23 protein-coding genes and 1 pseudogene are annotated in these 26001 nt (G+C 47.7%); 13 read left to right on the forward strand and 11 right to left on the reverse strand.

Annotation, left to right across the window (positions count from 1 at the left end; genetic code table 11):
- Positions 1-279 precede the first annotated feature (279 nt).
- The 4 genes from Enr17x_RS01910 to Enr17x_RS01925 all read right to left on the reverse strand — a co-directional run bounded on the left by Enr17x_RS01910 (position 280) and on the right by Enr17x_RS01925 (position 4585).
- A complete protein-coding gene (locus Enr17x_RS01910) occupies positions 280-1413 on the reverse strand; it encodes a M56 family metallopeptidase (protein WP_145305548.1) in 1134 nt (377 codons plus the stop codon).
- Positions 1410-1784, reverse strand: coding sequence for a BlaI/MecI/CopY family transcriptional regulator (locus tag Enr17x_RS01915; RefSeq protein WP_145305549.1), 375 nt, complete (start codon positions 1782-1784; stop codon positions 1410-1412). The genes Enr17x_RS01910 and Enr17x_RS01915 overlap by 4 nt, the downstream gene beginning before the upstream one ends.
- Before the next feature lie 101 nt (positions 1785-1885).
- Positions 1886-2824, reverse strand: coding sequence for a DUF1559 domain-containing protein (locus Enr17x_RS01920; protein WP_145305550.1), 939 nt, complete (start codon positions 2822-2824; stop codon positions 1886-1888).
- 558 nt (positions 2825-3382) lie between these two features.
- On the reverse strand, positions 3383-4585 hold the full coding sequence (locus tag Enr17x_RS01925) for a mercuric transporter MerT family protein (RefSeq protein WP_145305551.1): 1203 nt from the start codon (positions 4583-4585) through the stop codon (positions 3383-3385).
- A 147-nt stretch (positions 4586-4732) separates the two neighbouring features.
- Here Enr17x_RS01925 and Enr17x_RS01930 point away from each other — a divergent pair, with 147 nt between their 5' ends.
- From Enr17x_RS01930 to Enr17x_RS01950, 5 genes and pseudogenes are all read left to right on the forward strand, one after another.
- On the forward strand, positions 4733-5134 hold the full coding sequence (locus tag Enr17x_RS01930; protein ID WP_145228406.1) for a heavy metal-responsive transcriptional regulator: 402 nt from the start codon (positions 4733-4735) through the stop codon (positions 5132-5134).
- A gap of 958 nt (positions 5135-6092) precedes the next feature.
- Entirely contained in the window at positions 6093-7907 is a 1815-nt protein-coding gene (locus tag Enr17x_RS01935) for a SulP family inorganic anion transporter (RefSeq protein WP_145228404.1), read from the forward strand.
- Positions 7908-7949: 42 nt separating this feature from the next.
- Positions 7950-8378: pseudogene (locus Enr17x_RS01940) on the forward strand (DUF1501 domain-containing protein).
- A 289-nt stretch (positions 8379-8667) separates the two neighbouring features.
- Positions 8668-9015 (forward strand): transposase, encoded by a 348-nt coding sequence (locus tag Enr17x_RS01945; RefSeq protein ID WP_145228402.1) that lies wholly within the window; start codon positions 8668-8670, stop codon positions 9013-9015.
- Positions 9015-9416: a transposase gene (locus Enr17x_RS01950; protein ID WP_145228400.1), complete on the forward strand. Its 402-nt coding sequence runs from the start codon at positions 9015-9017 to the stop codon at positions 9414-9416. Before Enr17x_RS01945 ends, Enr17x_RS01950 begins: the two co-directional genes overlap by 1 nt.
- A gap of 355 nt (positions 9417-9771) precedes the next feature.
- Here the strand turns inward: Enr17x_RS01950 and Enr17x_RS01955 are convergent, their stop codons facing one another.
- Complete coding sequence (locus tag Enr17x_RS01955) at positions 9772-10992, reverse strand: toprim domain-containing protein (protein WP_145305552.1); 1221 nt, start codon at positions 10990-10992, stop codon at positions 9772-9774.
- 55 nt (positions 10993-11047) lie between these two features.
- Between Enr17x_RS01955 and Enr17x_RS01960 the strand changes: the two genes are divergently transcribed.
- The 8 genes from Enr17x_RS01960 to Enr17x_RS01995 all read left to right on the forward strand — a co-directional run bounded on the left by Enr17x_RS01960 (position 11048) and on the right by Enr17x_RS01995 (position 16677).
- On the forward strand, positions 11048-11935 hold the full coding sequence (locus tag Enr17x_RS01960) for a replication-relaxation family protein (protein ID WP_145305553.1): 888 nt from the start codon (positions 11048-11050) through the stop codon (positions 11933-11935).
- A gap of 274 nt (positions 11936-12209) precedes the next feature.
- Complete coding sequence (locus tag Enr17x_RS01965; protein ID WP_145305554.1) at positions 12210-14504, forward strand: type IV secretory system conjugative DNA transfer family protein; 2295 nt, start codon at positions 12210-12212, stop codon at positions 14502-14504.
- Positions 14505-14538: 34 nt separating this feature from the next.
- Positions 14539-14751, forward strand: coding sequence for a hypothetical protein (locus tag Enr17x_RS01970; RefSeq protein ID WP_145305555.1), 213 nt, complete (start codon positions 14539-14541; stop codon positions 14749-14751).
- Between the two features lie 349 nt (positions 14752-15100).
- Complete coding sequence (locus Enr17x_RS01975; RefSeq protein WP_145305556.1) at positions 15101-15385, forward strand: hypothetical protein; 285 nt, start codon at positions 15101-15103, stop codon at positions 15383-15385.
- A gap of 8 nt (positions 15386-15393) precedes the next feature.
- The gene (locus tag Enr17x_RS01980; RefSeq protein WP_198000917.1) at positions 15394-15699 is read left to right on the forward strand and encodes a type II toxin-antitoxin system RelE/ParE family toxin; all 306 of its coding nucleotides are present in this window, start codon (positions 15394-15396) and stop codon (positions 15697-15699) included.
- 135 nt (positions 15700-15834) lie between these two features.
- Complete coding sequence (locus Enr17x_RS01985; RefSeq protein WP_145305558.1) at positions 15835-16038, forward strand: hypothetical protein; 204 nt, start codon at positions 15835-15837, stop codon at positions 16036-16038.
- Between the two features lie 85 nt (positions 16039-16123).
- The gene (locus tag Enr17x_RS01990) at positions 16124-16381 is read left to right on the forward strand and encodes a hypothetical protein (protein ID WP_145305559.1); all 258 of its coding nucleotides are present in this window, start codon (positions 16124-16126) and stop codon (positions 16379-16381) included.
- The gene (locus tag Enr17x_RS01995) at positions 16381-16677 is read left to right on the forward strand and encodes a type II toxin-antitoxin system RelE/ParE family toxin (protein ID WP_145305560.1); all 297 of its coding nucleotides are present in this window, start codon (positions 16381-16383) and stop codon (positions 16675-16677) included. The genes Enr17x_RS01990 and Enr17x_RS01995 overlap by 1 nt, the downstream gene beginning before the upstream one ends.
- Positions 16678-17070: 393 nt before the next feature.
- On the opposite strand, the gene Enr17x_RS30225 is transcribed toward Enr17x_RS01995, so the two are convergent.
- From Enr17x_RS30225 to Enr17x_RS02020, 6 genes are all read right to left on the reverse strand, one after another.
- Positions 17071-17196: a hypothetical protein gene (locus Enr17x_RS30225; protein ID WP_261343412.1), complete on the reverse strand. Its 126-nt coding sequence runs from the start codon at positions 17194-17196 to the stop codon at positions 17071-17073.
- A 411-nt stretch (positions 17197-17607) separates the two neighbouring features.
- Positions 17608-18021 carry a hypothetical protein gene (locus Enr17x_RS02000; RefSeq protein ID WP_145305561.1) on the reverse strand — a complete coding sequence of 138 codons (414 nt, stop codon included), beginning with the start codon at positions 18019-18021 and terminating at the stop codon, positions 17608-17610.
- Between the two features lie 273 nt (positions 18022-18294).
- Complete coding sequence (locus Enr17x_RS02005; protein WP_145305562.1) at positions 18295-19317, reverse strand: N-6 DNA methylase; 1023 nt, start codon at positions 19315-19317, stop codon at positions 18295-18297.
- A gap of 403 nt (positions 19318-19720) precedes the next feature.
- Positions 19721-24685, reverse strand: a complete 4965-nt coding sequence (locus Enr17x_RS02010) for a CHAT domain-containing protein (RefSeq protein WP_145305563.1) — start codon at positions 24683-24685, stop codon at positions 19721-19723.
- Entirely contained in the window at positions 24682-25503 is an 822-nt protein-coding gene (locus Enr17x_RS02015) for a hypothetical protein (protein WP_145305564.1), read from the reverse strand. The genes Enr17x_RS02010 and Enr17x_RS02015 overlap by 4 nt, the downstream gene beginning before the upstream one ends.
- The gene (locus tag Enr17x_RS02020; protein WP_145305565.1) at positions 25490-25996 is read right to left on the reverse strand and encodes an RNA polymerase sigma factor; all 507 of its coding nucleotides are present in this window, start codon (positions 25994-25996) and stop codon (positions 25490-25492) included. The genes Enr17x_RS02015 and Enr17x_RS02020 overlap by 14 nt, the downstream gene beginning before the upstream one ends.
- Positions 25997-26001: the final 5 nt, after the last annotated feature.

Below are 26001 nucleotides of genomic sequence, written 5' to 3' on the forward strand. Positions count from 1 at the left end.
GGTAGCAAAGCGTCACTTCAAACGAATAAAGAGGTGTCTTAGTCCGTAGTAAAAAAAGGGATTCAAAGAATCTAAATTTCCCGACCTTTCAAACTACGCCAGTTAATACTTCTATAAACAAGGGATATTCCGATGATGCTCAACCCTGTCAGCCAAGTCGATTCACTAACTCGAATATCTGTACTGGATTTTGTGTTTGTGCTTTGCATCACAAGAAGCCCACCTCCTAAGATATTAGTAATTGCGATCAAAAAAATGGGTATTTGAATTTTCATTCAACTAGTCGTCATCGATACTCTCAGGTGTCTGATGTTCCAACAGTTCGTGCAGTTCAATTCGGTGGTCGAAAACTTCGAAGTCACGAGCGGGAATATCAAAGTCATGTAAAATGCTTGCAGACCAAGTTGGCCAAGGCGACCAATTAGTACGAGACGATGCAAGCACATCAATTGGTAGCCACAAAAATCCAATCAAGGTTGCCAACATCACAAGGCTGAAACACGCCGCCGGACCCAAAATTCGGGCTCGACGATCGATTTTTTTTCTCTTGGCAATTTGGGTGAGGCGGCGAGCGCGTTTGGCAACGATGCTCTTTCCTCTTCCAAATGCCAGTGATGTGGGTGTCTCTTCCGCTTGCGATGCACTGTATTCCATGATTGTAAGTAATGTTTGCAAATACATGACGATATCTGATGGTGAATCAATTGCCGCCTCATCACAGGCGAATTCCCGACTAATGGAAGACTGCTGCGATGCCCACCAAACCATTGGATGAAACCAAAAAATCACTTCAACTACACGCTGTAGAAATAATTGCAACGGATGTCCGGTTTTGAGATGCTCTAATTCATGCCGGATGATGAAGTTTAATTTCTGACGATCAAATCCGAGCAGATATTCCGGTACTACAATGTAAGGATAGTGGAACTGGGAGCAAAATGGAGTCGTCAACCTCGTACTTGTTAATAATCGAAGTCTTTGTTTCGATGGAAAGGATGTCAGTTCAGGAATGTCGAGTTGATTCTCTTCAGAAACAAATTCGTCGAGATCAAGAGGTTGGCAAGTATTGAGAAAGCGATTGACTTGAAAAGAGCGAAAGAAAAATACCATCAAGGAAACACTGGCTCCGGCAAGCCAAACAAAGAATAATATTTGTCCTAACTGCATTTCTATGGTTACAAGCGTTGTTGTGTGCTGCGCACCAATCGAATCCCAAGGTTGAAATAATCTCGGATGGGGTAACAATAGGGCAGCTCCGATCAGCGAAAGTAGAACCACATAACAGACGGTCCATAATCGACACTGCATCCGTTCGCTATTTACGAGCCGTCCTAACCAATGGGCAACGATAATAACCAGTGCAACTTGCACTGAGAGTGAAACAGCCAATTCAAGGAATTGTGTTGATGTCATGAGTCTTTCTCCAAGGATTGAATTGCCTGTTTCAATTCTTTGATGTCCGACCGCGACATTGAGTCGCTTTCGACGAGGCTGAGCACAAGCGACTTCACCGATCCGCCGAACAGCCGCTGAGTGAAGTCGTCGGCCATGCTGCGGCTAATTTTTTCGCGTGAAACCGCTGGCTCATAGACATAGGCGCGACCTTCCTTCATCCGTCGGACAACTCCGCGTGTCTCATCCAGTATCTTCAGCGTTGTCATGACGGTTGTATAAGCCAGTGGGCGTTCGAGAGTATCGACGACATCCTGCACAGTGACGCGTTTTTTCCGCCATACAACATCCATTACTTCAAGTTCGCAATTGGTCAGATGAAATTTAGGCATATATAATTCCTTCCACGCGAATGGATTAATAAAAAACTATTGTTGTCATTGAATTTAAAAAAGAGAACTATATTTATTAGGGATATGAGGAAGCTTCACTATCAAAATTCTGTTAACCTACGAGCCATTCCCTGGTAAGTAGAAGAATCAATGTTTTCCGAGACAATCCGAACCCGACCATCGCCCCATAAGAAATTAGCACCACCTGGATGGCGACTGGAAAATTCACACTCGTCACAGATATTGCAGTTAGGAGTAGTCATTGCCATTCCAACGAGTCGGCAGGCAGCGTCTTCGCCAGAGGAGTCTACGCCCAGCCACGTTGATGGTACTTTTGCCATCGTTCGTTCTCCCACAATGATGGTGTTGCTTAAACCACGCTGTAGGTCGGCAAAGCGAACCAGTCTGAATTCAAGGAACGTACCATCTCCAAGCGGAGCAGGAATACTATCATCGGGCTCGATCGTTCCGAATACTCCAAAATAGTTCGCAGTAGGAAGCTCGAAAAGAGGTGTCAGGGTCTCAGTTAATTTATTCTCTTCATAAAGCATAAATGTCGGATCAATGATATCTGACGGGCACAGAAAGTTTACAATAGAAGTGCTTCGAGCAGACTGATTTAATGGGTGACTGAGAATCTGATTGCGATTAACCTGATCATAGATTGCTCGTTGTTCTAAATAAGGTAGCAGCGTCACGGCCCAGCTATAAGCAGATTGCCTCGATGCCTCCCATTGCCAGCCAGATGGCAGGCAATTATTGGTGTCGTGATAAGAATGGAGCGCGAGACCAATTTGCTTGAGCTGATTTTTGCACTGTAATTGCCGTGCAACTTCTCGGGCAGAGCCGACAGCAGGCAGGATCAGGCCCATAAGAGTGCCGATCACCCCAAAGGTTACAAGTAATTCAAGAATCGTAAAGCCACGACGTAACTGCCGAGATCGAGACAGATTTTTGAGAGGTTTAAATCCATGAAGACTAAAACATTTCAACTGCTGGCGTTGCGAACATTCGCTGATGCCGGTCAGCCCATTATGCATGAGTAGAAATCCTTTTCATCTCTTTCCATTTCATTAAGAAGTCACATTTCTACTAATCTTTTAGTATCTTGTCAAGTGAAAAATCTGGACACTTCGATGGGGAATACTGATTCACTCATTAAGCTTCGGAAATTCTGAGCTCATTAGGATGACAATTCAGCTTCTGTCTCTCAACACAAAGAGTATGACAACAAATCAACCATCCGCGAGCCATGAAGCGTGTAATAAAAAATCGAGATGTTTTACCTATCAGTTTCAAGCTGTTTTTCGTTTGTTTTATGGTTCATTTGATCGGACACTCCAGGAGCCGTTCTGACCAAAGTTTTTTGGTTTGCTATGAATCCGCGAATACGCATGGCTTCCACGCACACATATTGAGTCCGCAAAATGGGTCGATTCTTCGGATTCTCAGTTACCTCACCACAGCCTCACGGGGCTCGGGATCGATGGTCAAGGACTGGGCACCGGCAAGCTCGGACAGTATAGACTGCACTGACCGCTCATGTCACGGCTAAAACACTAAGTGTAAGTAGATACCTAAGTACCGTCGGCTTGCTCTTAATGCTCAGTCTGTCCACGAACGAAGGCTCCACTGAATCCTGCCTTCTCCAAAGCAGCCCTAATCTCCTTTATCGGTACGGGCTGATCAAGTTTTGTGCCGACAACGGTCTCACCTTTTTCGTAGTCAACTTTTACGGCTAGAACACCCGGCACGGTATGAATTGCCTCGGCAACAAGGGCCGAACAGCCTTCACAGGCCATCCCTTCAACTTTGATAACTGCTCGGTTCATGTTCTCAGTAACGGCCTTGCCATCACTGCCACCGATGATCGCTCCGACGTAGCTTGGAAAAAACAGGAAGGCGACCGCCATGATAGTGACCAGCCATAGCATGGCTTTGTTGAGCGTCATCATGCTGAATCGGCTTTTTGACGCAGACACACAACAGTCGTTCTCGACGGCTGCTTCGGTGGAGCAACAATCGTGCCTGCCAGCGACAACAGCGTTCTTTGGCCGATATGTGAAGTAAAACGCTGCTCCCAGAAAGCCAAATGTGACCACCATGAACGTCGGGCGATAAGCTTCCATTGTCGAAGCGATCCCGGCACCAGAAACACCGACAGTCAACAAAACCAAGGGCAACCAACAACAACTCGACGCCATAATGGCAGAGACGATGGTTCCGATCTTGGCAATCTTCTCACCCTTGCCAGTGGATGACTTGGCAGGAGTTGACATCTGAATGTCAGAATCGGCCAACCTTAGCTCTTCTTGTGCAACCTTAATCCCTTTCTTCACGTTACCGAGACAGCAGGAGCCGGATGGATTCTCGTTCTCGCATCGGCATCCGGGGTCTTTCATCTTGGCTCGGATGTCTTCAAGGGCACTAGATTGTCCTTTCGACCGAAGCTCGCCCTTAATGCTGTCGACGGAATGGCCGAAACAGTAGCACAGCGGTCTTTCGCCTTCCGTTTCCTTGATACCTACCAGAACTTTGAGTTGCGATCCTGTGAACATCGTGTTGCCTTCTTCGGAGAAGTACACGACATCACAGGCCTTAGACTCACAGAACCGCCATCCAGTATCTCCAGCGAGTGGATTGCAGCCATCAATGTCACAACGATCATTGCCGTCCTTTACAAACTGACTGGCACATTCCTCAACAAGTAATGCTCCAAGAGTGACGGTGCTCACGCGTTTTGCTTTCTGTTCACAGGATGGGCACGTAAGTCTCTTCTTTGCCGTCGTATCCGTGGCCATGGAAGATATACCTTTTTCAATTCGTTGAGATGGTTTCTTGTCGGATGCTCATTCTTTGATTATTATAGAGGTTGCACCTGAGTACAATGTCAAGCCGATTTCATAGAAATCGGTAATTTCGCATTCGACCAAGTTTTGGGAATGACAATGGACGGCCAATACACAATCAGCCAATTGGCAAAAGTTGCTGAGATTCCGACGACAACATTACGGTATTACGAACGCATAGGGCTTGTCGAACCCGAGGATCGCAGCCACGGGAACTACCGGCTATACAGTAACGAATCATTGAAAAAACTGAGATTTATCCGTGCTGCTCAGGCAACGGGCTTCACGCTAGACGACGTGAGAGCTCTGTTGTCGGACGATTCTGGTAACACACCAACGTGTGGGAGCGTCCAAGGATTAATTGAAGAGCGACTTGCAGATATTAAAACACGGCTAAAAGACCTTCAACACGTGCAAAAAGTTTTGAATTCCGCTCTGAGGAAGTGCCAGAAACAGAAGAAAAATGACTGCTGCCAAGTTGTCCAAGGTTTTTCGGACTGAGTCCGTCAGATAAGATAGCAGGAGTAATGTTCAGCTCAGTGCAATTCGGATTCTTCCTAGAAATCGTTCGTTTTTGTTTGATGTATCGTATTTGATGAGTTTCGCAAACAGAACTTGATGAATCGCTTGTGTTGTTTGCTTTGGCTTCGTTTCATTCCCAATCGGACTCCATCACATCTTACTGAAATAACGTGTTAGCGAAATGGGAGGTTTTAGGGCATGTCATAGCGGTTTCTTCGCATCTAATTTCAGACCAAGCAAAACAAAATTATGAATTGGGGATGAACTAGTTTCTTGTGCTGCGATGCCTGTTAGAAGGAACCAGACGCACATTCGCAAGCAAGAGTCAAACGCAAGCTGCTGAAGTCGATTGATACTCTGCTGCCTAAAATGATTGTCAGTTGACGTAAAACAGAGAATCGCGTAAAATCCCGAACATGGTTGGTACAGTCGCAATAATTCGTCGATGTCACTGGCTGCTCGCCTTTCTGGTGGTCGGTTTGGTTGTCGCATCGCAGTTAATCGGCACAGTGAACACGTTCCTGGTGCAAGCGAAGTCCAGCGAGTTCGAGAGCGACGGTGAGGAGGTTGAACTTGACGAGTTGCCGAAGCTGTTTGCTCGGCTTTGTTGTGGGCCGAAGGTACAATCTCCGGAACACCAGGAAGGTATTGCTCACGAGTCGGCGGCCAGCATGAGCTTGGTTCTTGTCTCCATTCATCTCGAACGTGGACCTCCTCTCTGCTGATACCCGTGCTGCGATGTCCCGTACTGGCAAGCTCTAACTGAGTTCTGCTAGGTAGTGAAGTTCGCGCACCCCTTTTCAAACGGCTTGACGTTCCGCCGTTTTCTCCACGGGTGTTGGTCATCCACAGCAATTGCTCTCCGTGAGTGTTTGCGAATTGTGTGATCCAGTTCCTGATCTCAACTTCAATATCAACACCATCAGCAGGAAATTCGATGTCCGATCAAACAATTAGTACGACAACCGATGGGTTTAACCCAGCAACGATCACGGAGTCTGGCAACAGTGCATCAACCAATTCCCTGACCGGCAAACCTAAAAACGGCCTGCCTGGTCTGAAGCACTGGATCTACGATCTTCGATCGGGGATCATGGTAGCGATGATTTCGCTACCATTTTCAATGGGAATCGCGATTACGTCGGGTGCTCCGCCCGTGTGCGGAGTGATTTCTTCGATCATCGCTGGCTTTATCCTGCCGATTGCTGGTGGTTCGTATGTCACGATCAGTGGCCCAGCAGCTGGATTGGCTCCGGCACTCTTCAGTGGAATTATCGCGTTGGCTACCGCTGAGGTAGGTAAAGATGTTGCAGCCGGGAAATCAACAGCCGAGTTACTTGAGATCGGCTATCCACTCGTGCTCGTTGCGATCGCAATCGCCGGCGTGCTTCAGACGATTCTGGCGAGATTCAAAGTTGCCCGGTTATCGGCAATCTTTCCGGCAGCCGCTATTGAAGGTATGCTGGCAGCCATTGGTATGCTGATCATCGTAAAACAGCTGCCGCTATTGCTGGGTACTACGTTCGAGGCACACGAGTTCTGGGAGATCCTGGCTGAAGCACCACGCAGGTTCTCGGAGGCCAATGGAGCGGTGCTGGCCACGGGGCTCAGTTGCACGGCCGCACTGTTCATCCTGAACGCATTGCCGTTCAAACTCTTTAAGGTCGTGCCTCCTCCGGTTTGGGTTTTTATCGGTGGGGCGATCACGGCACAGTTGACCTTTGGCATCGATCCGATGTACTGCATACAGATCCCCGAGAATCCGCTGCAGAACGGTATGCAGATGCCAGACTTCGGTCGGATCATCTTTGCCCCGAGCACCTGGACTGCACTGGGCTACCTTGTCTTGGTCCTGATTCTAATCGATGCCACCGAGTCTCTCGCTACAATCATGGCGGTCGACAAGCTAGATCCTTACAAACGCCGTTCCGATCCAGACCAGACACTGCAGTCGATGGGAATCTGTAACACAGCATCGAGCATTGTGGGCGGACTGACGATCATTCCAGGTATCGTAAAAAGCACTGCGAACATCATCGGCGGTGGCCGTACACTGTGGGCTAACTTTTTCAACGCAGTCACGTTAATCGTCTTCATGAGCCTTGGCCGTGGGCTGATCAATCAAGTTCCACTGGCTGTCCTGGCGGCGATCTTGATCTTTATTGGCTGGAAGCTCTGCGGCCCAAAAGTTTGGAAGCACATCTCCAATATCGGGCCCGAGCAGCTCGGTGTGTTTCTGCTGACTATCGTCGTCACGGTTTCAACAGATTTGTTGATCGGAATTGCGGTTGGTGTGTTTGTGAAGCTGCTGATCAACATGTCGTTAATCCGCCTGGCAAACCGCATCAGCGGAATCAATGGCAAGCGCGGTTTCTTTTCGCATTTTCTGGGCCTCTTTCGAAATCCGGTCGGGAACCGCGAATTCCAGAACGGCGTGTGCGAACTCACGTTTGATCGGCCGTTGCACTGCTTCAATCTGCTTCACGTCATTCGTGAGATGCAGTCCGTTCACGACAACACAAAGACGCTACGGCTGCATTTTGCTCCGCTATCGAACGTCATAGACCACACGTCGGTCGAAACGATCCTCCACTACGTCCAGGAGTACAAGCTCAAAGGGGTAGAGGTGGAACTCGTCGGTTGGGACCGTTTTGTCCCATTGTCGGAACATGACGACGCCGTCCGCTTCGGCCCAGCGGAAAAGTTGTCCGAGCGACAATCTCAACAAGCTGATGAATCCGGGGGAGTGTGAATTCACTAATCACTGAGGGGAGGTTTTCCGAATGTCTATCGAATGTCTGAATTGTCATTTGATCGACAAAGGCAAAAGCACAACACGTCAGAAGCAGCAGGCAGTCAAGCGCCTGCTGCTCTGATACAAGGCCTCAAACAACGTGGCTTGCTGGAAGAGACGCTCGTTGTCTGGTGTACTGAATTTGGTCGCATGCCTTTTCTGCTGGACAACTGAGCTGGGCGAGATCACAATCCTGATGCCTTCACATGCTTTATGGTCGGAGCGGGAGTCAAGAAAGGTTTCAGTTATGGCCAGAGTGACGAATTCGGATTTAAAACGGCTATTAATCCCACATCTGTTTATGATTTCAACGCAACGATCTTGCACCTGCTTGGACTCGACCATGAAAAATTAACCTATTACCACAACGGTCTTGAACGTCGTCTTATGTTTGTGCATGGAGAAGTGATCAAGGATGCTCTTGCATGAAACCATCCTTGACACCGTCATGGTGTTTAGGTTCCCTGATTTTAGAACAATTCGATGTATTCAGAGATACTGTGACGACATAGGAATAATTTATTCGGCTGAATTTTAACTAGAAGCAGTCTCAAAAGGTCAAAAAAGGTGAACTGTTTGGCGTGACGTTTGCATGTAATGTTCCCCGGAAAGGAGAACCTCTCATGTATCTGACACTGGTTTGGTGGCCGAAACGACATCGGTCTTCCACAAACTCGGTGTCCAGGACGGATCGCCCGGTCGTTTTAACCGATAAACAATGGAATTTGCTGGCAGACCTGTTTCCCTGGAAGCCTCCTGCGGAAAAAGGGGGCGTCCCAAGGTCCATCCTCGTGACTGCCTCGAAGGAATCTTATGGGTACTGGTCACGGGAGCCCGATGGAAGGATTTACCCAAAGCATATCCCTCTAAAGCAACCTGCCATCGCCGTTTCCAACAATGGACAATCGAAGGGCGGCTCATAGCTGCCTGGCAAATCATCTTAGAACGAATGGATGATGCCGGCCAAATTGATTTCTCTGAAACCTTTGCTGATGGCACATTTGCTTCGGCAAAAAAAGGGGTAGAAGAGTTGGCCCGACTCGTCGTGGCAAAGGAACTAAAGTGATGATTCAGGTGGATCGTCATGGAACCCCTATGGCGATCGACACAGCTTCGGCCAGTCGCAATGAAGTGATTTTGATCGAGCCATTGCTTGAAAAAACGACAATGCAAAATCGACAAACCGAGCGTCTGGTCTATGACAAGGCGGCCGATTCGGACGGATTGCGTGATCGTCTTTGTGAGCAGGGAATCGATTTGATTTGTCCGCATCGCAAAGGCCGTGTGAGGCCTGTAAAACAGGATGGCCGCAAACTCAGGCGGTACAAACGGCGCTGGATCGTCGAGCGAACCATCGCCTGGCTGCACAACTACCGCCGGATTGTCACACGCTGGGAATACCATGATTATCTCTACGAAAGCTTTGTTATACTCGGATGTCTATTTACACTATTAAAACGGTTTTGAGATGACCTCTAGAAATATTGAAGTATGTTACTATAGGTCTTTAATCAAGAGTTTTGGTTCATCTTGAAAGCGTAAGTATATTATTCAGACAGTGCGACCCTGTAAGGTCAAAATATTCAGCCAACCCATATTTACAGAACTATCCGGCACATGAACAATTTCTAACATCCCGTAAAACGTTCGTTTTTTTTCATTAGTTCAATGTACCAAATACGATCTTCGATCGTAGCCCGCACAGTTTCGAATTGCGTTTTTTAAGCAATTATCTCAGCGTAATATCTTATAAGTTGCATATATCTTATATTGAATTCCCGTCAGCGATATCAAAATACTGAATTACCGTAAGAAAGCATGTTTATGAAGCATGCATCAAGGCTGGAAGAATTGTCGTATCCCAATCTTCGGATGTCACCAATTCCGGTTGCCGACCATTGAATCGACCATCAACAAGATCGTTAGACCAAGCAAGTCTCACACGGCAACGTTTTGCTAATTCCAGTATTGTTTGTTTTGCACCGTTTTGACCTTCTTGGTCAAGGTCGAACATGACTGAGACATGACCACCGAGAATTTCGTTAACCAAGGTTGCTAACTTACCAGCCTGTGTTTCAGTGACAGTATTACTGCAAACTGCCAAAGCTGGAACGCCGAGCGTATGCAGGTTGATCACATCATTCGGTCCTTCGACGAGAATGATGCCGGTTTGCTGGAGTTGTTCGGGCGTGGAGAGTTCGTGGAATTGTGGTTCACCATAAAGTTCTTGCCCCCGATGAAAACCTTTGACGAATTTAAATTTGTGCGGCTCTTTGGAACTGTCTCCAGAGCGTTGCCATTTTTTGTGTTGGTCTTCGTAGTTCAGATTGCGACCAAACCAGGTCAAAACATTTCCGTCTGCATCAGGATATCCGTAAACGAAATGGCCGCGCAGCAGTCCCTTTGCGTTACTAGGAAGGTAGCCACAGTGAAACTTCTTCATGATTTCCGGAGTCATAAAGGGACGTTTCCGCACATAGGCGGCTGCTTGGGGAGACATTTCCGCGACATCGGTTATGAACTGTTCATTGAGATTGATCAGTTCACGGGCACGTTCGTTTTCAGAGTCTTTCAAGGGGATGTTGATGAGAGGGGATTTGTCATTCATCGATTCCGTTGTGGAGGATTGGGACGTTGATACTGTTCCAACATTCTTTTCCGGTGGTCGTCCTGCAACGAGTGCTTGCAGGTCTGCAGCGATTTCCTTGAAGTCTCGCCCTTTCAGTTTTCCATCTGCTGGTTCTGAATTGTGTTTCATCAGATACATCAGATTGAGCAGGTTTCCTCGGACCGTGCAGCCGTATTGAAAACAGCGAAACACGGCTCCGTCCTGTTTGATTTTGATCGAAATGGCACGGTCACCGGTTTCCTGTTCTTTGCCGCAGGCGAAGATACAAGCGAGTCGCGTTTCGTTCTGCGTTTTATGCAGTTCAGGTAAGGAAACGTTGTAGAAACTGGCGATGCGTTCAACGATATCACCGTCAGCAATCAGTTCCTGCTGCAGGGAATCAACGTCAATGTAGCCACGATTTCTGTGTGCCATGCAAGTGAGAGTGTCAGCAATGTGAGAGAGAAAATGTTACTCTGGTCGCCAACGTATGACAACCAAATCACTCACGAAACTACGTTGGCAAAAAACAGCACGTGATGATGACATCCTGGCTGCGTTGGCTCGTTGCCCTTTGACGGCAGAAGAGATTCTCAAACTGAGTCAGACTTGGTCACAACCATTTTTGAGTTTGCGGCGGGTGCAGGAGCGTATGAAAGACCTGACCACCGTAGGTCAGTTACATTCGTGGCGCTATGCCACGACTGGCCCAGGTGGTGCTCGGCTGTATTACAAACTGACATTGGCCGGTTATCGCACGGTGATGCAGGACGACCAGATTGAGCCGCCCACAAAACGGTTCTTTCACGAAATCAGTCCCGGACGGCATCGACATCAACGGGCATTGTCGCAGTTTATCGTGCAGACCTATGTTGCCGCCTATCATCGGGGAATCAAGGTCATTGATTTTCATCCGGAAAACACGTTTCGCATTGATTGCGGAGAACGCCCGCTCTGGCCGGATGCTCGATTTACCCTCGCTTTGCCGAATGGAACACAGTTCTCTTATTGTGTGGAATTGGATAACAGTACTGAATCGGTGCTGTCGTATAAAAGTGCAGACAGTATTTCGAATAAAATGGGACGCTATCTGGTCGATATGGTTGTCATGCCTCAACCGTATCGGGTCCTCTTTGCGATTACCGGTTCACCAGATCGGTTGCAGCATATTATTGATGCTGCCGGGCAATACAAAATATCTGAACAATCCTTAGCGCCGTTTTATGTGGTGTGGCTGGATGACTATCTGGCACATCCCGATGCATTTTTTCGTCCCTGTTTTCATTCGCCCCAGAATGTGAACATTCCCCTGTTGCGATCACAGTCACGGCAGTTTCCGGTTTCTTCACCCTTTCTGGAAAGACCGAAGGCACTGTGATAACGTGTGGCTCCTGTTGGCAGGCTCGTTGCTCCGATGGTGCTGAGTTTTTATCAAACTCGCCACTCCTGCTCGGACTGGTCAGCCACCCCCGAGCAGATTGCAAGCCACAACGAGGCAAAGCCCGCCGAGGAAACATGCAACTTCTGACGCGGGTCCTTTGTATGTCGCGAAGCGGCTTTGTTCTGAACGGTTCAAGAAATATTTCTGGTGAAGCGTCTTATTTGGTTTGATAAGGACAACTCCGCATTGATACTGTAGTCTATCGACCAACATGTTGATTTCGATCAGTGATACGCCCACCAACGAACGGGGACCACGGCACATGCGGTCGATTCTGGCCGCCATTCATCATGCCACGTCACGAAAGCAGTCTGTTTCTTTCATCATTGGACAACACGCCAGACAAGTCGGCTTATTTTGTCGATTTCCGGGGCTTTTACACCGGCTCATTCAAAGTCAGTTTCACGCCAAGTATCCGGATTGTTCCATTGAAGTGCTGAATGACAATACTCTGGATTGTCCCGCTGGATTTCAGACCTGGGTCATGTCACTCCATTTGCGTCCTGATCTCTTTCCGATCTTACGTTACCAGCAGTTTGAAGATGGGATTCACAACGAAGTGGATGACCCCATCGGTGGGATCTTACAGGCCGTGTCAGCGGGGGACTCTGAGATCCAGGCAAGAATCGAAATCGAAGTGATTCCTGCCCCTTCTCGACGGTGCAGACAGGCGCAGTCCGTCCTGGAACGTTTAGCAACTCCCTTTTTTCGAAGCCATCGTTCGCTGGCCCGTCAATATGCTTTCTATGCCAGTAGCCCCCAACGCTGGCAGCGAGTTTGTGCAGCGATTCTTGTTCGCTTGTTGGTGCGAACTGAAGAATCACGGTTCAGTTTTGATGACGAACTGAGCAAAACTTCGTCCCGGATGCACGATAGCGAGAAAGATTCGCAGGCTGCGTCCGTCAAGCTGGGTCAGCATCTGTTTGAAGTCCGATTGAAACTGATTGCTCAGGCACCACAGGACCAGCAGCAGGCTGCACTCTATAAACTGCACGAACTGGCGGCTGTGTTGAACAAGTTTACGGAACCCCGTTTCGGTGCGTTTCAGCCTGCGAAAATCAGACCGTCCGAAACGGATTTCAAGCGACCGGGGTTTCTGCTGTCTGATGAAGAACTGGCAACCATGTGGCATCTGCCCACCAGTTCGGTACGTGATGTTTCTCGCATGGCGACCCATTCACGGCGGCTGGAACCGCCTGTGGAATTACCCCTCAAGGAAAGGGAATCTTTGAGTTCCAGGGTTTGCGAACTGGGGAAAGTGGCCTTTCAGGATCAGAATGAACGATTCGGAATTCGTGCAGAAGATCGGTTTCGTCACATTTTTATCGTCGGAAAAACAGGCAATGGGAAATCCACCGTTCTGCAAAATGCCATTCTTTCCGACATGAATTCAGGAGAGGGATTGGCTGTCGTAGATCCACACGGGGATCTGGCCGAAGCAGTCCTGGCAGCCGTGCCGAGCCAGAGGACCAACGATGTCATCCTGATCGATCCGAGTGATCTGGCGTTTCCCGTCAGTATCAATCCGCTGGATGTCCCCCCGTTTATGGTGGATGTTGCCTGTGATGGAGTGGTCAGCACGTTTCGGAAAGTCTTCGGAACGGGGACCCATACGCCCCGTCTGGAGGATATTCTGTGGAACACGGTTCTGGCTTTGATGCTGGCAGGGGACTGTACGATTCTCGATATGCTGCGAATGTTTGCCGTTGATGATACGTTTCGCCGGGACATTCTTGTCAGGGTGGCAGACCCAGTGGTCCGCAACTGGTGGATGACCACATTTCCCAAGTTGCGTTCTCTGAGAGGGGAAGACCCGTTCGCTTCGGTCGAGAACAAGCTAAGGCAATTACTGACGAATTCCGTAATCCGTAATATGGTTTCACAACCAAAGAGCAGAATCGATTTCCGGAAGGCGATGGATGAAGGAAAGATCATTATCATCAATCTTTCGAAGGGCAAACTAGGGGAGAGGACCTCTTCGTTTCTTGGTTCTTTATTCGTGACTCAACTGCAACTGGCGACCATGACACGTGCGGCGATTCCGGAACAGGATCGCAGGCCGTTTTATCTGTATTGTGACGAATTTCAGCACATCGCAACAACGAGCTTTTCCGTATTTCTCTCAGAAGCACGCAAGTACAAAGTGGGCCTCTGTCTGGCGACCCAGTTTCTGGATCAGGTGGACCAACAGACTCTGCAGGCCGTGTTTGGGAATGTGGGGAGCCTATTAGTGTTCGCTGTAGGCCCCAATGATGCGGACATCCTGGCTGAACAGCTGACTGGTCCTGTCAACGCAGCTGACCTCATTGCCCTCCCTAAATACCGAGCCTGTATTCGCTTGATGATCGATGGTATGAGCCGCCCCGCATTCACAATGAACACAATCAAGCCTGAATTGACCTCTGTCGATCGTTCCGAATTCGTTCGTGAGCAATCCCGCAGACGGTACGCCCAACCGGTGGAGATCATCCAGGACCAGATTATCCGATCTTTCACTTCGGTTTGACGGAGTTCCATTTCGATGGCAGTCTGCAACACTGATGGCAGACTTATTGACCAACACCGATCTCGAAGCTAGAAATCAATTGATTCTCGATTTCCTAACCGCTGCCAAAGGAGTAGAGGTGTTTTATACGGACCTTGCCTACTTCTTGAAGATGGAACCTTATGATACTAACTGCTGGATGCGGAAATATGGCAACGAACGCTGGAAGAATGGCCAAAATGGACTCTGGTGGCGACTGGTTTCGTAGCTCTTTTACGGTGATTTTGGGGATTTTAAAGGGGGATACGAAGGTCTCATTCTAAAGGATTCCCGTGATGTAGTATAATAATAGCATGAAAGACTTTGGAACAGGTAAGACATTACGAGAAGCGTCACCATTTTACGTGACGATGCCATGCGTTGATTCTGGAAGTTGCAGAACGAAATAGTGTCATTGAAGGGCTACCTCCGTTTACTGAGGCGTTCCGAAATCAGCTCAGGCAGCAGTTAGAAGCAATGGTAGCCTCGAAGGCTGCATTGTCAAAATATGAGGATTGTCCTCTCTTTTAGTGGCTTACTTCAGATTCTTCTGACCTGTGAAAGACCTGATTTTCTTGATGACAAAACACTGTTCTTCCTGCTATACTGACACCATGCTAAAACCACGACTCACCGAAGAACAGCGGAATGCCCTCGACCAACACCACGGACTGGTGGAAGTGGACGAGGAAGGGCGAAAGTACATCCTTATGTCGATTGAGATCTATCGCGACATGTTGGGGGTTGGTACGGATGAGGAGTTGGCCGCTTCCCTCAAAGCATTAGACGAAGGGCTGGCTGACGTCGATGCCGGGCGGACTCGTCCATTCCGTGATGTCCTGTCCGAACTTGACGAAGCATGACTTTTCAGGTGGAACTTTCACGCCGGGCAGAAGCGGATATTAAAGGTGCCTACGCTTACATCCGCAAACATGGACCAGCAGATCCGAGTGCCTGGAAAGCTGGTCTTGAGGAAAAACTGACCTGCCTCGAAACCTTTCCGGAAGCCTGTGGTTTGGCTCCCGAGAACGAGTTTGTAAAAGCTGAAATCCGCCAGGCCCTTTACGGGCCGTTTCGGATTGTTTTTACCATTCGCGAGCAAATCGTGTTTGTGCTTACCGTTCGCCATGCAGCCCGTCTTTCAATGCAGCGTGATGATTTAGATAAAATCAATTAGCTGCCACTTCGCGGCGAAAGTTCTTGCCTCTGTCTTCGGCTGATTTCGTAATCGTTTCACAGTGTTTTGAGGAGCTTGAAGGAAAAATCCAAGCCCTCATTTTGGAGAATTCCCGTAGCATAGTATAATAGTGGCATGAACAACTTCGGAACAGGACCGACATTACGGGAGGCGTCACCCTATTTGTGTGACGCAGCAGAGCGACATGCGCATATTCTTGAAGTCGTAGAGCGGAATAGCGTGATCGAGGGATTGCCGCCGTTTACTGACGAGTTTCGTGCCCGACTTAAAAAACAACTGGAAGCAATGGCTTGTTCCGAACCGAGGGGCTTTCAATAAGAGGAGCCCAGTTTCACCTATTTCACACCGGATCGAACGGAGGAAAGCGGTAGACTTGCCGACTGCAGAATGATAAAATAGCAGCATGAAGAAATCTGATATTCCCAATCTGACCGAAGAACAGCAGCACGCCCTTGATGAGGGAGAGGGTGTTGTGCAGGGAGCTTCGTTTATCCTGATGCGAACGGATGTCGTTCTGGATTGGTTCGGGTATTCGGAAGAAGATCTGCGTCGCAGATTACAACCCGGCCTGGATCAGATCGAAACAGGGGATGTTGCCGAGTGGAGTCTGGACGACTTTCTGGCTGAAATGCACAAACAGCGTGCCTCAGAAACGAGCTGATGGCCAGGATTATTCTCACTGCGGCGGCGAAGAATGATCTCGCTACGATCTGGTCATACATCGCAAACGATAACCCAACGGCAGCTGACAAACTTCTCGCTCAGATCGATGCCACGTTTGATCTCATCAGGAAATCATCTGACATTGGTTTTTCTGTCGAGAATATTAGTCCCGGCCTCCGGTGTAAGCCGGTAAAGCGAAATTACCTCATTTTCTATAAAGTGAGTGACAGTGATATCTACATTGTGCATGTACTTCACGCAGCACGTGATTACGAACGATTGTTCCCATCATGAACCATCGAGTAGAACTCTCAAGTCGGGCAGAAAAGGATCTTGAAAGTACCTATGCCTATATCCGCTTTACATACTGACTACAAAATCTCTTTGTTGTCAAACTGGGACGCAATTCACAATTCTATCCAGACACTCCAATGGTTGGCATTTCTCAGACACAAAATCATCATCTGACTAAAAAAAAGATTTTATATATTGAAGACAGAAATATTCTCTTGTGAGAAATAGAAGTGGCTTCTTTAAGCCAAGAAAGAACGATGTGGTTATCATAATTCGCGTTATGTTTAATCGGACAGATAACAAGCAAGTGGGCTCCCCTTTTCGAATGACATCTTCAATGAAACGGGCGGCAAACCATTGCTGATTCACCGCCCTTATCTCTTTAGTTTTCACTTACTTTTGAGGCTGGTTCTCCTCTTTCTCTGGAGAGGTTGAAGCCGAGGGCTTTTGCTGTGCTCCCTGTTCTTTCAGCTTTGTTCCTTCTGACGTTTTGTGATCGTGTGATTTGCCATTGGTCATGACTCTACTCCTTCTGACATAATGAGCAGAAAATCTGCTCGGAATTTCGAAAGTGACCATCACTTTCGGTGATTCAGACAGACACACGAGTAAGAACCAATTGTGGTTTTCAGTTGCGAAAGCGCAAAAAAGGAGCGCCGTACCACAGCCACTCACGACACCCTCGCCAAAGGGTACACGAAACAGCACATGGCCGACGCCCCATACGGGGCGCGGCTTCAAGTGACTGCTTTCGTGTTCAAGGGCTAAAGCCCAGGTTGGCGATTTGTCGTGAAGCAGTTCTTGACGCTCGCGCGTCAATTCAAATTGTGATTGTGGCGTTTCTTACCACAAAGTAATTTATTGGTCTCCTTAGGACAAAAATCTATTTTTCTACCTATTACATAAGTTTATTCCGGATGGGCCCAATATTCAATCTCTACTTGATGAAGATTCATCTGGAAAGGTCTCGGGCGGGCAGACCGAAGAAGTGTTCTCTTTCAGTAATACTTCGCCCTGTGAATAATATTTTCTTAAGTTATCCCGTGCTCCGAGCCAAAATAACCATTCGAGAAAGAGAAACCCGATGATTACCCAGAGCGGGAGTGTATTATGGCATAACAGACGGGACGCCATGAGAATTGCAAACGAGATCATCATATTGCTGTGAAATTTGTAGTAGTTGTAATGAGTCAGTACCAGGTATTGATAAGCAGTCAGGTTTTCCTGCAGCCGACCGAAATTCTGTTGCGGTTCCGGAATTCCGGTGCGATGGTGAACCCGGTCTAGGATCAACCACCGCAATGTTGAAATCGTAAGCCCAGCTGCTAAGGAAAATACAGTCACATATAAGAATCCCCCGACTGTTGCACTTTGATCTGAGGGCGCCCAAATCCAGACTCGAACTGTTTCTGAAAGAAAGCTGATACCAATCATCGCAATGAACCCGGGCAAAATGTAGGAAATAAGAATGCCAAAGTTACTGGAATCGGGATCTCTCATTGAGAGCAAGTAAACCACATCTTGACTTATCGCGCAAGTGATTTGTTTTTCATTCTGTGCTCCTTGGCTGATGCTGAAGAAAAAGCGGCTTCGCACGATTGCTGTGAGGGAAACACTTTAAAAGAGCGTTTGCTGCGTCTTGGGAGGATCATCGTCATCTCCAGGAGATGGCTTCTGTGACTTCGCTGGCCCCTTTTGTGAGTCCCTTTCCGCACGATTTTCTTCAGATATATGTATCGGTGATTTCTGCCGATCTTCAGACTGCTCTCGTTGTAGATAGCATTGTTCTAAACGCAATACCCAATCGGGAATCTCAATAATCTGTGGAAGGCTTTGCTCTGGTACAGGGACGAGAGAGGACTCCTCATCCAATGTATCGAGTAAATATCGTTTAATGCGTTGTTGTAATTCGGGAAGTACGGGACATTGCTCCGGTGGGACTTCACGAATAACACCTCGCCGACGTCCCTGCGCGCCTTCATGAAAGAAACTACCAATACGATATACAAATTGCACTTCACGGGTTAACGTATTACCGCAAATGACCCAACCATATTTCTGTCGCAAACCTAGATTTAAAGCTGTGAGCCGAGCACATCTGGCATCAATATCTTGCCCGATAAGTTCAGCTTGTGGATGGAGTTTACCCGCCTCGATGAGAGGAATTCCCGATCCACAGCACGGGTCGGATATCAAAGTCTCACGGCCGTCACCATCCTCGGTTTCATCACTTGTCATGCTTGCCATCATTTGAGCGACGGATGGCGGTGTGAGATAAAGACTGTGTTCGCCATAGCTGATACTTCCTTGGAAAAGATCTCCCAGCACATCGTTGTCTGTACGACTCATGGCATCGATCGTCTGTGCCAGGAACACCGGCATCAGATCGACTCCCCTCTCCCCTATCTCTCCCTTCGTATGAGCCTTAATCGCATCGAAATACTCCGACTCCATCGTCTCTGCAGCCAGGGCAGCAACAGAAGCACGAATGGTGTCTTCAAATGCTTGTGCGCGGCTGACCTTTGAGCGTCGAGTGATCTCTTCAAGAGTTTGAAACAGTTGCTGGGTCTCAGGATATGAGAAAAATTCCTTTGCCATAGAGGGAGTATAAATAGTGCCTGAAAGTGGGAGCAAAGGCAAAAAGAAACCCCGCTCATGAGAGCGGGGTTCGAGACCCGGTTGGATCTCCAAAGGATTGTCAGCCTCTGGACGGGGTTCGATTCCCCCACACTCCACCAGCGGTTTTCATAATTGCATTGTCAGATGCTTACTGGAGGGTATTCCTAATGGTGATGCACCCTCTTACTGTTTGAGTACAATGTCTCAAGTTTGTTGCAAGCAATGTTAAAAATGAAATTCACCCCATTTTCTCTGGCCAATGAGATAGCAACACCGCGGTCTTTGAAATGCAACGGAAAATCAACGCACCAGCGATTGGCATTCTTCTCTTTCCAGCAAGCGACAAGTGAGGATGAACATCGTGGAGAGGATTTCGCATTGACGCATGCAAATATACTGTGTGGTTTTAGCTAAGCCGGAATCATCACCCTACACCGTATAATTCGAAGGCTGCTGCAACATGCATCGAAACGCCTTGTGACAACGCTGTTTTACGAGCTTGATTTAATGCACGTGCTCTCATAAAAGGATGGTGTTTATTTTCGATCTTGGACAATTCTCGACCAAACTCCGAAATGAGATGGGCCGATTCTATGTCCGCAACGTTCCACCTGGCAGCCACAATTGTTCTTCCTCCATTTCCAGCAATGGTTGCACACAATCCCTGTGCATCCTCGCCAGGATTCTGTGATAATCGGCCAACGCTACAGGACATAAGGGTAAGTACATCAACTTGAGAAAAATCACAATCACTTGCTCTCCAGATCCCTTCGTGTGCATCTCCAGCAAGCTTGACTCCAGATTCCTCAAATAGCCCGTGTGCTCCTATATAAACATACCCAAATCTTCCACTAGAGATTGCATGGGAAACATTTTCTGGAGTTGCCAGTGGATCGTCAGATAAAGTCCATATCTCACAGTTTGATTCTTGTGCCAACTGGTGCAGTTTTTTATGAAGCATCGGCAGTCCTACACAGTTTCTCCGTTTGTGTTCTTCCTCCCATTGCACGGACAGTATTCGAGGCACATCGATTTGTTGCTGTTGTTGCTCCTGTTCAGTAACATGGCGTAAGGCCAAGTTCAATATGGTGCTTGTTGAAGCGACCTGTTCAAAAAGCGGCTTTCCGCCAAAATCAATCGCACATAAAGGCAATGTGAACATTGAACCCTGCACTTGAAAAACAACATCCGTTTCTGACCAGGAAAATTGCCTTTCAGTTTGTTTCCAGAGTTCCGATAGATCAAAATGCTCTGACAGCATAAAGATGATGTCATTCAAGAGTTCATCGAATTTTTTTCTCCGGCTATTTTCCGTAGCTAGTCCATTGGTTGCTAGCAATGATGCAACAACATATTGCCACAGACCCACGCTTGCTTTGATGGATTGTAAAGATAAACGGTGCTCCAACCCTTCTAATAAATTTACACCAAAACGACACACGATTGGGCTGATATGCTTTAAGGAAAATAGGCTGGTTTTTAATAGATCTATTTTTGCCGAAGGTATATCGGAAGCATGTCCGCATTCGCCTTCTTCAAGCGTTGCCAAAACCAGTTTGGTGATATCGTGTAGTGTTTTCTCCAAGTTCAAATCGACATGTTCTAGATCTAACCCGTGATGCCGATTCCATTCTAGCTCTGTAAACAAGTCATTGAGATATCCTACATACATCAGATGCATAGAAGGGTTTGTATCGACATCTTGGGTTATATCTGAATTGTAAACGGAACTATCACATATTGTTGAAACCAGTTTTTCCAACACCCCTTCTGATGTTTTTCGCCAGGCCCACCAGCGAATATTTCCATCTGAATCAGTAAGGGTACGGATCCAAACAGTATTTGATGGAATCAGCTCCTCAAGTGTTGTTGGAGAATCCATGATTGATTGTAATAACTTCGGCCGTTGCTCTGCTATTGTATTCCCATTACTTAGCGTTACATCTTTTCTAGTATCATCTACACAAACACTTCCCAGGCAAACGCTATATTCATTCAAGTCTCCCTCTTTTAACGTCTTTTCATCCCATGGACTCCTCATGCCCCATGCATTTGGTTTCCAGTTGGGAATCGCTGTAGGTATTAGACCCCGCCTGTCTATTAATCGTTCCAATAACAAGCGATTTTCAAACTGTTCAATCCACTCAAGCAACGTCTTTTCAAATGCCTGCTTTTCTTCATGCATCCCCCTCTCTGCCAGAGAGTCAAACCTCTGCCATCCTTTGTTTTTGATCTCATTCATAAGTCCACGTACTGATTCATAGAACTCTATCCGTTGGGTGACAGTACGTAAAACGTCATGACGATGCTCTCGCACAAATTTCACGACTGATTCAGCTAATACAAGATAACGAGAATCCATCGGAGACATCAGACGCAATCTGAGATGCAGTGCTTCCAACCATTCTCTAGATCCTGATTTGACAAGAAGTGGACGGTGAGCGATGCAATGTGCCCTATCTCCCATAGCAGCCTCCAAAAGATTTGTAGCACATTTGTTGTCCCCCACTGCTTCAAGTGTGCGGGCAATCAGAAGCATTTCCTTGTGTGATAACGCTTTCTCTACAGAACTTTCGAGTATTTCCTGTATTTCGTAAACGCTCTCGCGAAATGATATACCCGCCCAAGATTGTAATGCTTCGACTGCTTGATCTGGGCAATTGTCACGAAGACACATGTCAGCCAAAGAAAAGACTGCATGTCTGATCAGGTCTTCCGATAAACCTGACTCTTGCGAAACGCGGTCTGTGCAATGCCCCCCTTTTTTGTCTTGCAGTACTTGACACAATAGGTCTGCCATTGCCCTAATCGCCCGGCTGGAATCTCCTGCATATGCGATGGAACGACATAATACTATACGCAACTTTTCCACCCCCCAATGGACATTGCCGGAAATAACAAATTCTGAACGAGGGAACGAGTTTGATTGCATTTCCGAAGATATAATCGTGCTCGCGACATCGGAATCAAGCATTCGATGAAAAGAGTCCGCCCCCATCCCTGCAAGTGTTGCTTCGCTTTGCCAGTATTTCTCCAGAAGGCAGTATGGAGCAATCTTCGGCTTTACTCCCGTCTCGATCCATAATTCTGCCAGTTGGCATACAAAGCGTACCCGATCTGCAAACGCCCCCGACGTAAAAAAGTCGGGCAACGACACCTTCTCCAAATCTTGCGTGCTAATTGATACCGGGTCAACTTGTAAGACCGCTTCTCCCAAAGCCGATGCATATTTAGCGCCTCGGCTATCAGAGTTATCAACAGCCACCATGAACTTTCGGATTTGCTGGACAGCAACTTTGTCACAGATGCTCCAAAACTCCGAACGGGCTATCTTTTCTCGCAATGCTGTTTGGCTTTCGTAATCTTCAACACATATCCCAAAAAGCAGCTGTTCGTAGAGTATCACACTTGCGACTTGGATACTGTGTGCACTGTATTCCTGAAGGCTATTCATGAGCATGCCGAGAGAGAAAGATGTTTCATCACGGATAAAACCATTGTCATCTGGTGGAATAGGAATGCTTACTCCATTGCCATTACAGCGAGCTAGTAGGGATGACCTTGATATGTCCGAAACCAGCGAGTCTTCGTTGTCGTAGAAATCAACCGCGATTTTTTCCCATGCCATTAAAATTGGCACTGCTGTGTCCCCATGGTTCGGCACCAGCGAACTTATTTGTGCAACCCAGTGGCTACCGTTGTGGTATATTGCCCCAATGTTCTTTGTCCTATTAACTAGTACTGCAGGTATAGGCCCACCGGCCATGTCCCACCCTTCACGCTTCGCCAACTCTGTAACTGCATTGGACATTACCTTTGAGATATTGTCTATGTCATCGCTGTTGTCTATATCATTGTCATCATTTTCATAGATATTGATGACATCACTATCGTCACTATGATGCCGGATAACAACACGGAAGTGCCATGCGTCGAGCAAATATCGAGCGGCAATACTTCCCCCGTTGTCGCTCGTTTTTTGTAACGCACTGCCCCAGGAAGCAAGCAGTTCGTAAACAGCCACGGGGTCGTTTAGTAATATCGCAATCAGCGGTGGGAGAATTTCAGTGCCGTAGTGCTCGCCAACTGTTGTTATGGCACATTCTGCGGAGATGTCATCAACAGGGAGCCCCAACTCCTTGTTCAACAGATTGAGGGCTTTTTTGGGATACCCAAGTTCTGTCAACGCCATCGACGCCATTGCGAACGCGACGGCATCGAGATAAGCAACATCAGAGTTTTTTCTCCAAGCAACCTCGGCTGTGGCAGCATGTCCTGTGTGAGGATCAATAATTACCATGGACAATGCCCAATACAACCCAACACAATAGAGTCGGCCTGTAGGATTGCTATCAAGAGTTCTTGCCCAGTCAAGAAACACTCCCTCGTTGATTGCATTTTCGTCTTCGACGACTATTCCTAAGGTGTTTGCCACTTCAGTGACCCTCGTTGCCGAAATGCATTTGTCGCACAACTCTGCAAAAGTTGGACAATCAAAATACAGTTGCTCCAAGTTCTCTGCTATTAATTGGTCTCTTGGTAACCAAAAATCACTAGGAGTACCTGCCTTTTTTGATTCATTGACAATACGAGAATGTGCAATATCCTTTGCAAAACGAGGTAGAAATACGCTTCCTACAAGAGGATGGGTTGTCAGGATAACTAGATCTTGTGCAGTTTCAGAAGATGCTTGGCAGTGTCCCCACGTCTCCTCCCACCAACATGAGTACAATTCTGACTTGAGAAATTCTCCATCTTTGCCTGCATGCTCGCACATAGCCAATAGGCTGCCACCTACACATGCCCACACTCTCCATTCAACTGTCTTTTCTGCAAGAGAGCGTGTCACGCTTGCGAGGAAATCTGCCTCATTTTTTTGTTCATATTTTATGCCAAGCCACTCGGATAAGAATGAAAGACCAATATCGAGAGAACGAAGCTGTGTCAGTGACTGTGAAATCAATGCCGAAACAGTCGGACACAAATGGCTCCCTTTCTTCGTGTCGTCCCCATCACCGGGATGTGCCCAAGCATTCACAGCACAGTACAAGCTCAAAGCTGGATTCTGGCCGCAAACACCGGCTGCTCTTTCGTACCAGTCCTGCTGTGTCTGGACAATCCTTCCAAGCTGCTTCCGAGCACGCTTGCAATCGCCAACATCGGACAGTTCTTCGCAAAGATGTGCAAAGAAGGGATGCTGTGTGTCGTCTTCCAGCAAAGGTGCGGTGTATTTTACTAAAGGGAGAAGACGATGCGTGTAGTGGTGCTCCACCCACGACTCAGGTTTCTCAGCAAGTGCTTCTTTGACAGCCTGCTTCCAGAATGCCGGGATGATGGCACACCCTTCTTCTGTGTCTAGCAGGCGTTTGACCGCTTCGCTTACACTCATCGCATATCGCCCTCCACTGCTGGAACTTGTACCTCAACACAAACACCCCACGTCCTCTTCTCGGATTTCCATTTATGCTGGATCTGAATGTAATCCTTCGGTTGAGGCACGCGATTATCCGGCACAGCCAGCTTGACAACGTTTCCTTCCTCTAGCTTTCCCTCGGCAAGTCGTGTGCCGTCACTGCTGTGCCAGCCAATATGTATGATGCTTTTCTCGCCAGGTTCCAGGAACCCCTCAAGGCGAACCTGCATTTCTCTGGTAGACTTCCAGAGCAATGTTACCATGGCTGGTTCTGTCGTGTCAGGTGGACTTCCTTGGTGCCACAGGCAATCTGTTGGCTGCACTTCTGCTGCCAGCAACACAGTATCCGGTGTTCCTTCATTATGACTGAGGGCAGTTGCTGCAATGTGCCCTGATTGCCGTTGCTGCGTCTTCACACGAAATACTGGTCGATTAGGCAGGGAACTCCCCTCGTCTTTGCCCATCGTCGAGCGACTGCGAAAAATCGCATGCAGCACTTTTCCCGTAAGTCCTTGACGTCTTGGTGGTGCTTGCTCTGGGTGAGGGGCGTTAGGTGCTGTTGCCTCGGCAATCTCCCGAAACTCTTCGTATGCACGTTTCCAGCGAATGTCGTTCTCAATCAAGAACTGGACATCCTGCCTCACTTCTTCATTTGGCAGCGCTCCGTCAATGTAGTCAATAACTACGCCGATATCGAGTTCCGGAATTCCTTTTGCTCGTCGGTAATCTTCGTACAACCGAAGTAGTTCTGGCGGTACTTCTGGTGTGTCATCGAAATTGTTATTCATTGCCATACCCGTTCTTGCTAAGAAAGGATGCAAGTGCTGTTTTCATCCTGTGGATGCATCTGCCTATTGCAGAGCTGCTACTATTTGTTTTTCGTGCAATCTCACTGTACGAGACCCCTTCGACCCACAGTCCAAGGATCTCTTTCTCCTGGTCTTCAAGGCCTGATTGGAAGATGGCAAGGTCGTGAAAGAAATCGGACTGACAAGAGTTCATGCAAGCAATGCGAAACGCATGATATTCTGAATATTTATCTTTGTAGTTTCTTCGTTTTCTTTCACGCCTGTGTTCATCTACCACCTTGTTTTTGGCGATTTTTATAGACCACGCTTCCAGGCTATCGATGCCCTTCCATTGGCTCCTATTCACATACAAGGTCAGCAATACGTCCTGACAAAGGCCTTCAGTATCCATGTAGGAAGGGCACGTTGCGTCAAGATACCGTAACAGGGCCGGTCCCAGTGCAGTTAGCTGCTCGATGCAAAGATCATCACTGGACATTGATG

The organism is Gimesia fumaroli, from assembly GCF_007754425.1.
Classification (GTDB): Bacteria; Planctomycetota; Planctomycetia; order Planctomycetales; family Planctomycetaceae; genus Gimesia; species Gimesia fumaroli.

Excerpts from the sequence above, each read along its gene's own strand:
- Enr17x_RS02015 (WP_145305564.1), bottom strand. The coding sequence starts at position 25,503 with ATGGCAATGAATAACAATTTCGATGACACACCAGAAGTACCGCCAGAA.
- Enr17x_RS01955 (WP_145305552.1), bottom strand. The coding sequence starts at position 10,992 with ATGGCACACAGAAATCGTGGCTACATTGACGTTGATTCCCTGCAGCAG.
- Enr17x_RS01990 (WP_145305559.1), top strand. The coding sequence starts at position 16,124 with ATGAAGAAATCTGATATTCCCAATCTGACCGAAGAACAGCAGCACGCC.
- Enr17x_RS02010 (WP_145305563.1), bottom strand. The coding sequence starts at position 24,685 with ATGAGTGTAAGCGAAGCGGTCAAACGCCTGCTAGACACAGAAGAAGGG.
- Enr17x_RS01985 (WP_145305558.1), top strand. The coding sequence starts at position 15,835 with ATGAACAACTTCGGAACAGGACCGACATTACGGGAGGCGTCACCCTAT.
- Enr17x_RS01960 (WP_145305553.1), top strand. The coding sequence starts at position 11,048 with ATGACAACCAAATCACTCACGAAACTACGTTGGCAAAAAACAGCACGT.
- Enr17x_RS01935 (WP_145228404.1), top strand. The coding sequence starts at position 6,093 with ATGTCCGATCAAACAATTAGTACGACAACCGATGGGTTTAACCCAGCA.
- Enr17x_RS01915 (WP_145305549.1), bottom strand. The coding sequence starts at position 1,784 with ATGCCTAAATTTCATCTGACCAATTGCGAACTTGAAGTAATGGATGTT.
- Enr17x_RS01930 (WP_145228406.1), top strand. The coding sequence starts at position 4,733 with ATGGACGGCCAATACACAATCAGCCAATTGGCAAAAGTTGCTGAGATT.
- Enr17x_RS01965 (WP_145305554.1), top strand. The coding sequence starts at position 12,210 with ATGTTGATTTCGATCAGTGATACGCCCACCAACGAACGGGGACCACGG.
- Enr17x_RS01950 (WP_145228400.1), top strand. The coding sequence starts at position 9,015 with ATGATTCAGGTGGATCGTCATGGAACCCCTATGGCGATCGACACAGCT.
- Enr17x_RS01910 (WP_145305548.1), bottom strand. The coding sequence starts at position 1,413 with ATGACATCAACACAATTCCTTGAATTGGCTGTTTCACTCTCAGTGCAA.
- Enr17x_RS01995 (WP_145305560.1), top strand. The coding sequence starts at position 16,381 with ATGGCCAGGATTATTCTCACTGCGGCGGCGAAGAATGATCTCGCTACG.
- Enr17x_RS01945 (WP_145228402.1), top strand. The coding sequence starts at position 8,668 with ATGGAATTTGCTGGCAGACCTGTTTCCCTGGAAGCCTCCTGCGGAAAA.
- Enr17x_RS02020 (WP_145305565.1), bottom strand. The coding sequence starts at position 25,996 with ATGTCCAGTGATGATCTTTGCATCGAGCAGCTAACTGCACTGGGACCG.
- Enr17x_RS01925 (WP_145305551.1), bottom strand. The coding sequence starts at position 4,585 with ATGGCCACGGATACGACGGCAAAGAAGAGACTTACGTGCCCATCCTGT.
- Enr17x_RS01920 (WP_145305550.1), bottom strand. The coding sequence starts at position 2,824 with ATGCATAATGGGCTGACCGGCATCAGCGAATGTTCGCAACGCCAGCAG.
- Enr17x_RS01970 (WP_145305555.1), top strand. The coding sequence starts at position 14,539 with ATGGCAGACTTATTGACCAACACCGATCTCGAAGCTAGAAATCAATTG.
- Enr17x_RS30225 (WP_261343412.1), bottom strand. The coding sequence starts at position 17,196 with ATGACCAATGGCAAATCACACGATCACAAAACGTCAGAAGGAACAAAG.
- Enr17x_RS01975 (WP_145305556.1), top strand. The coding sequence starts at position 15,101 with ATGACAAAACACTGTTCTTCCTGCTATACTGACACCATGCTAAAACCA.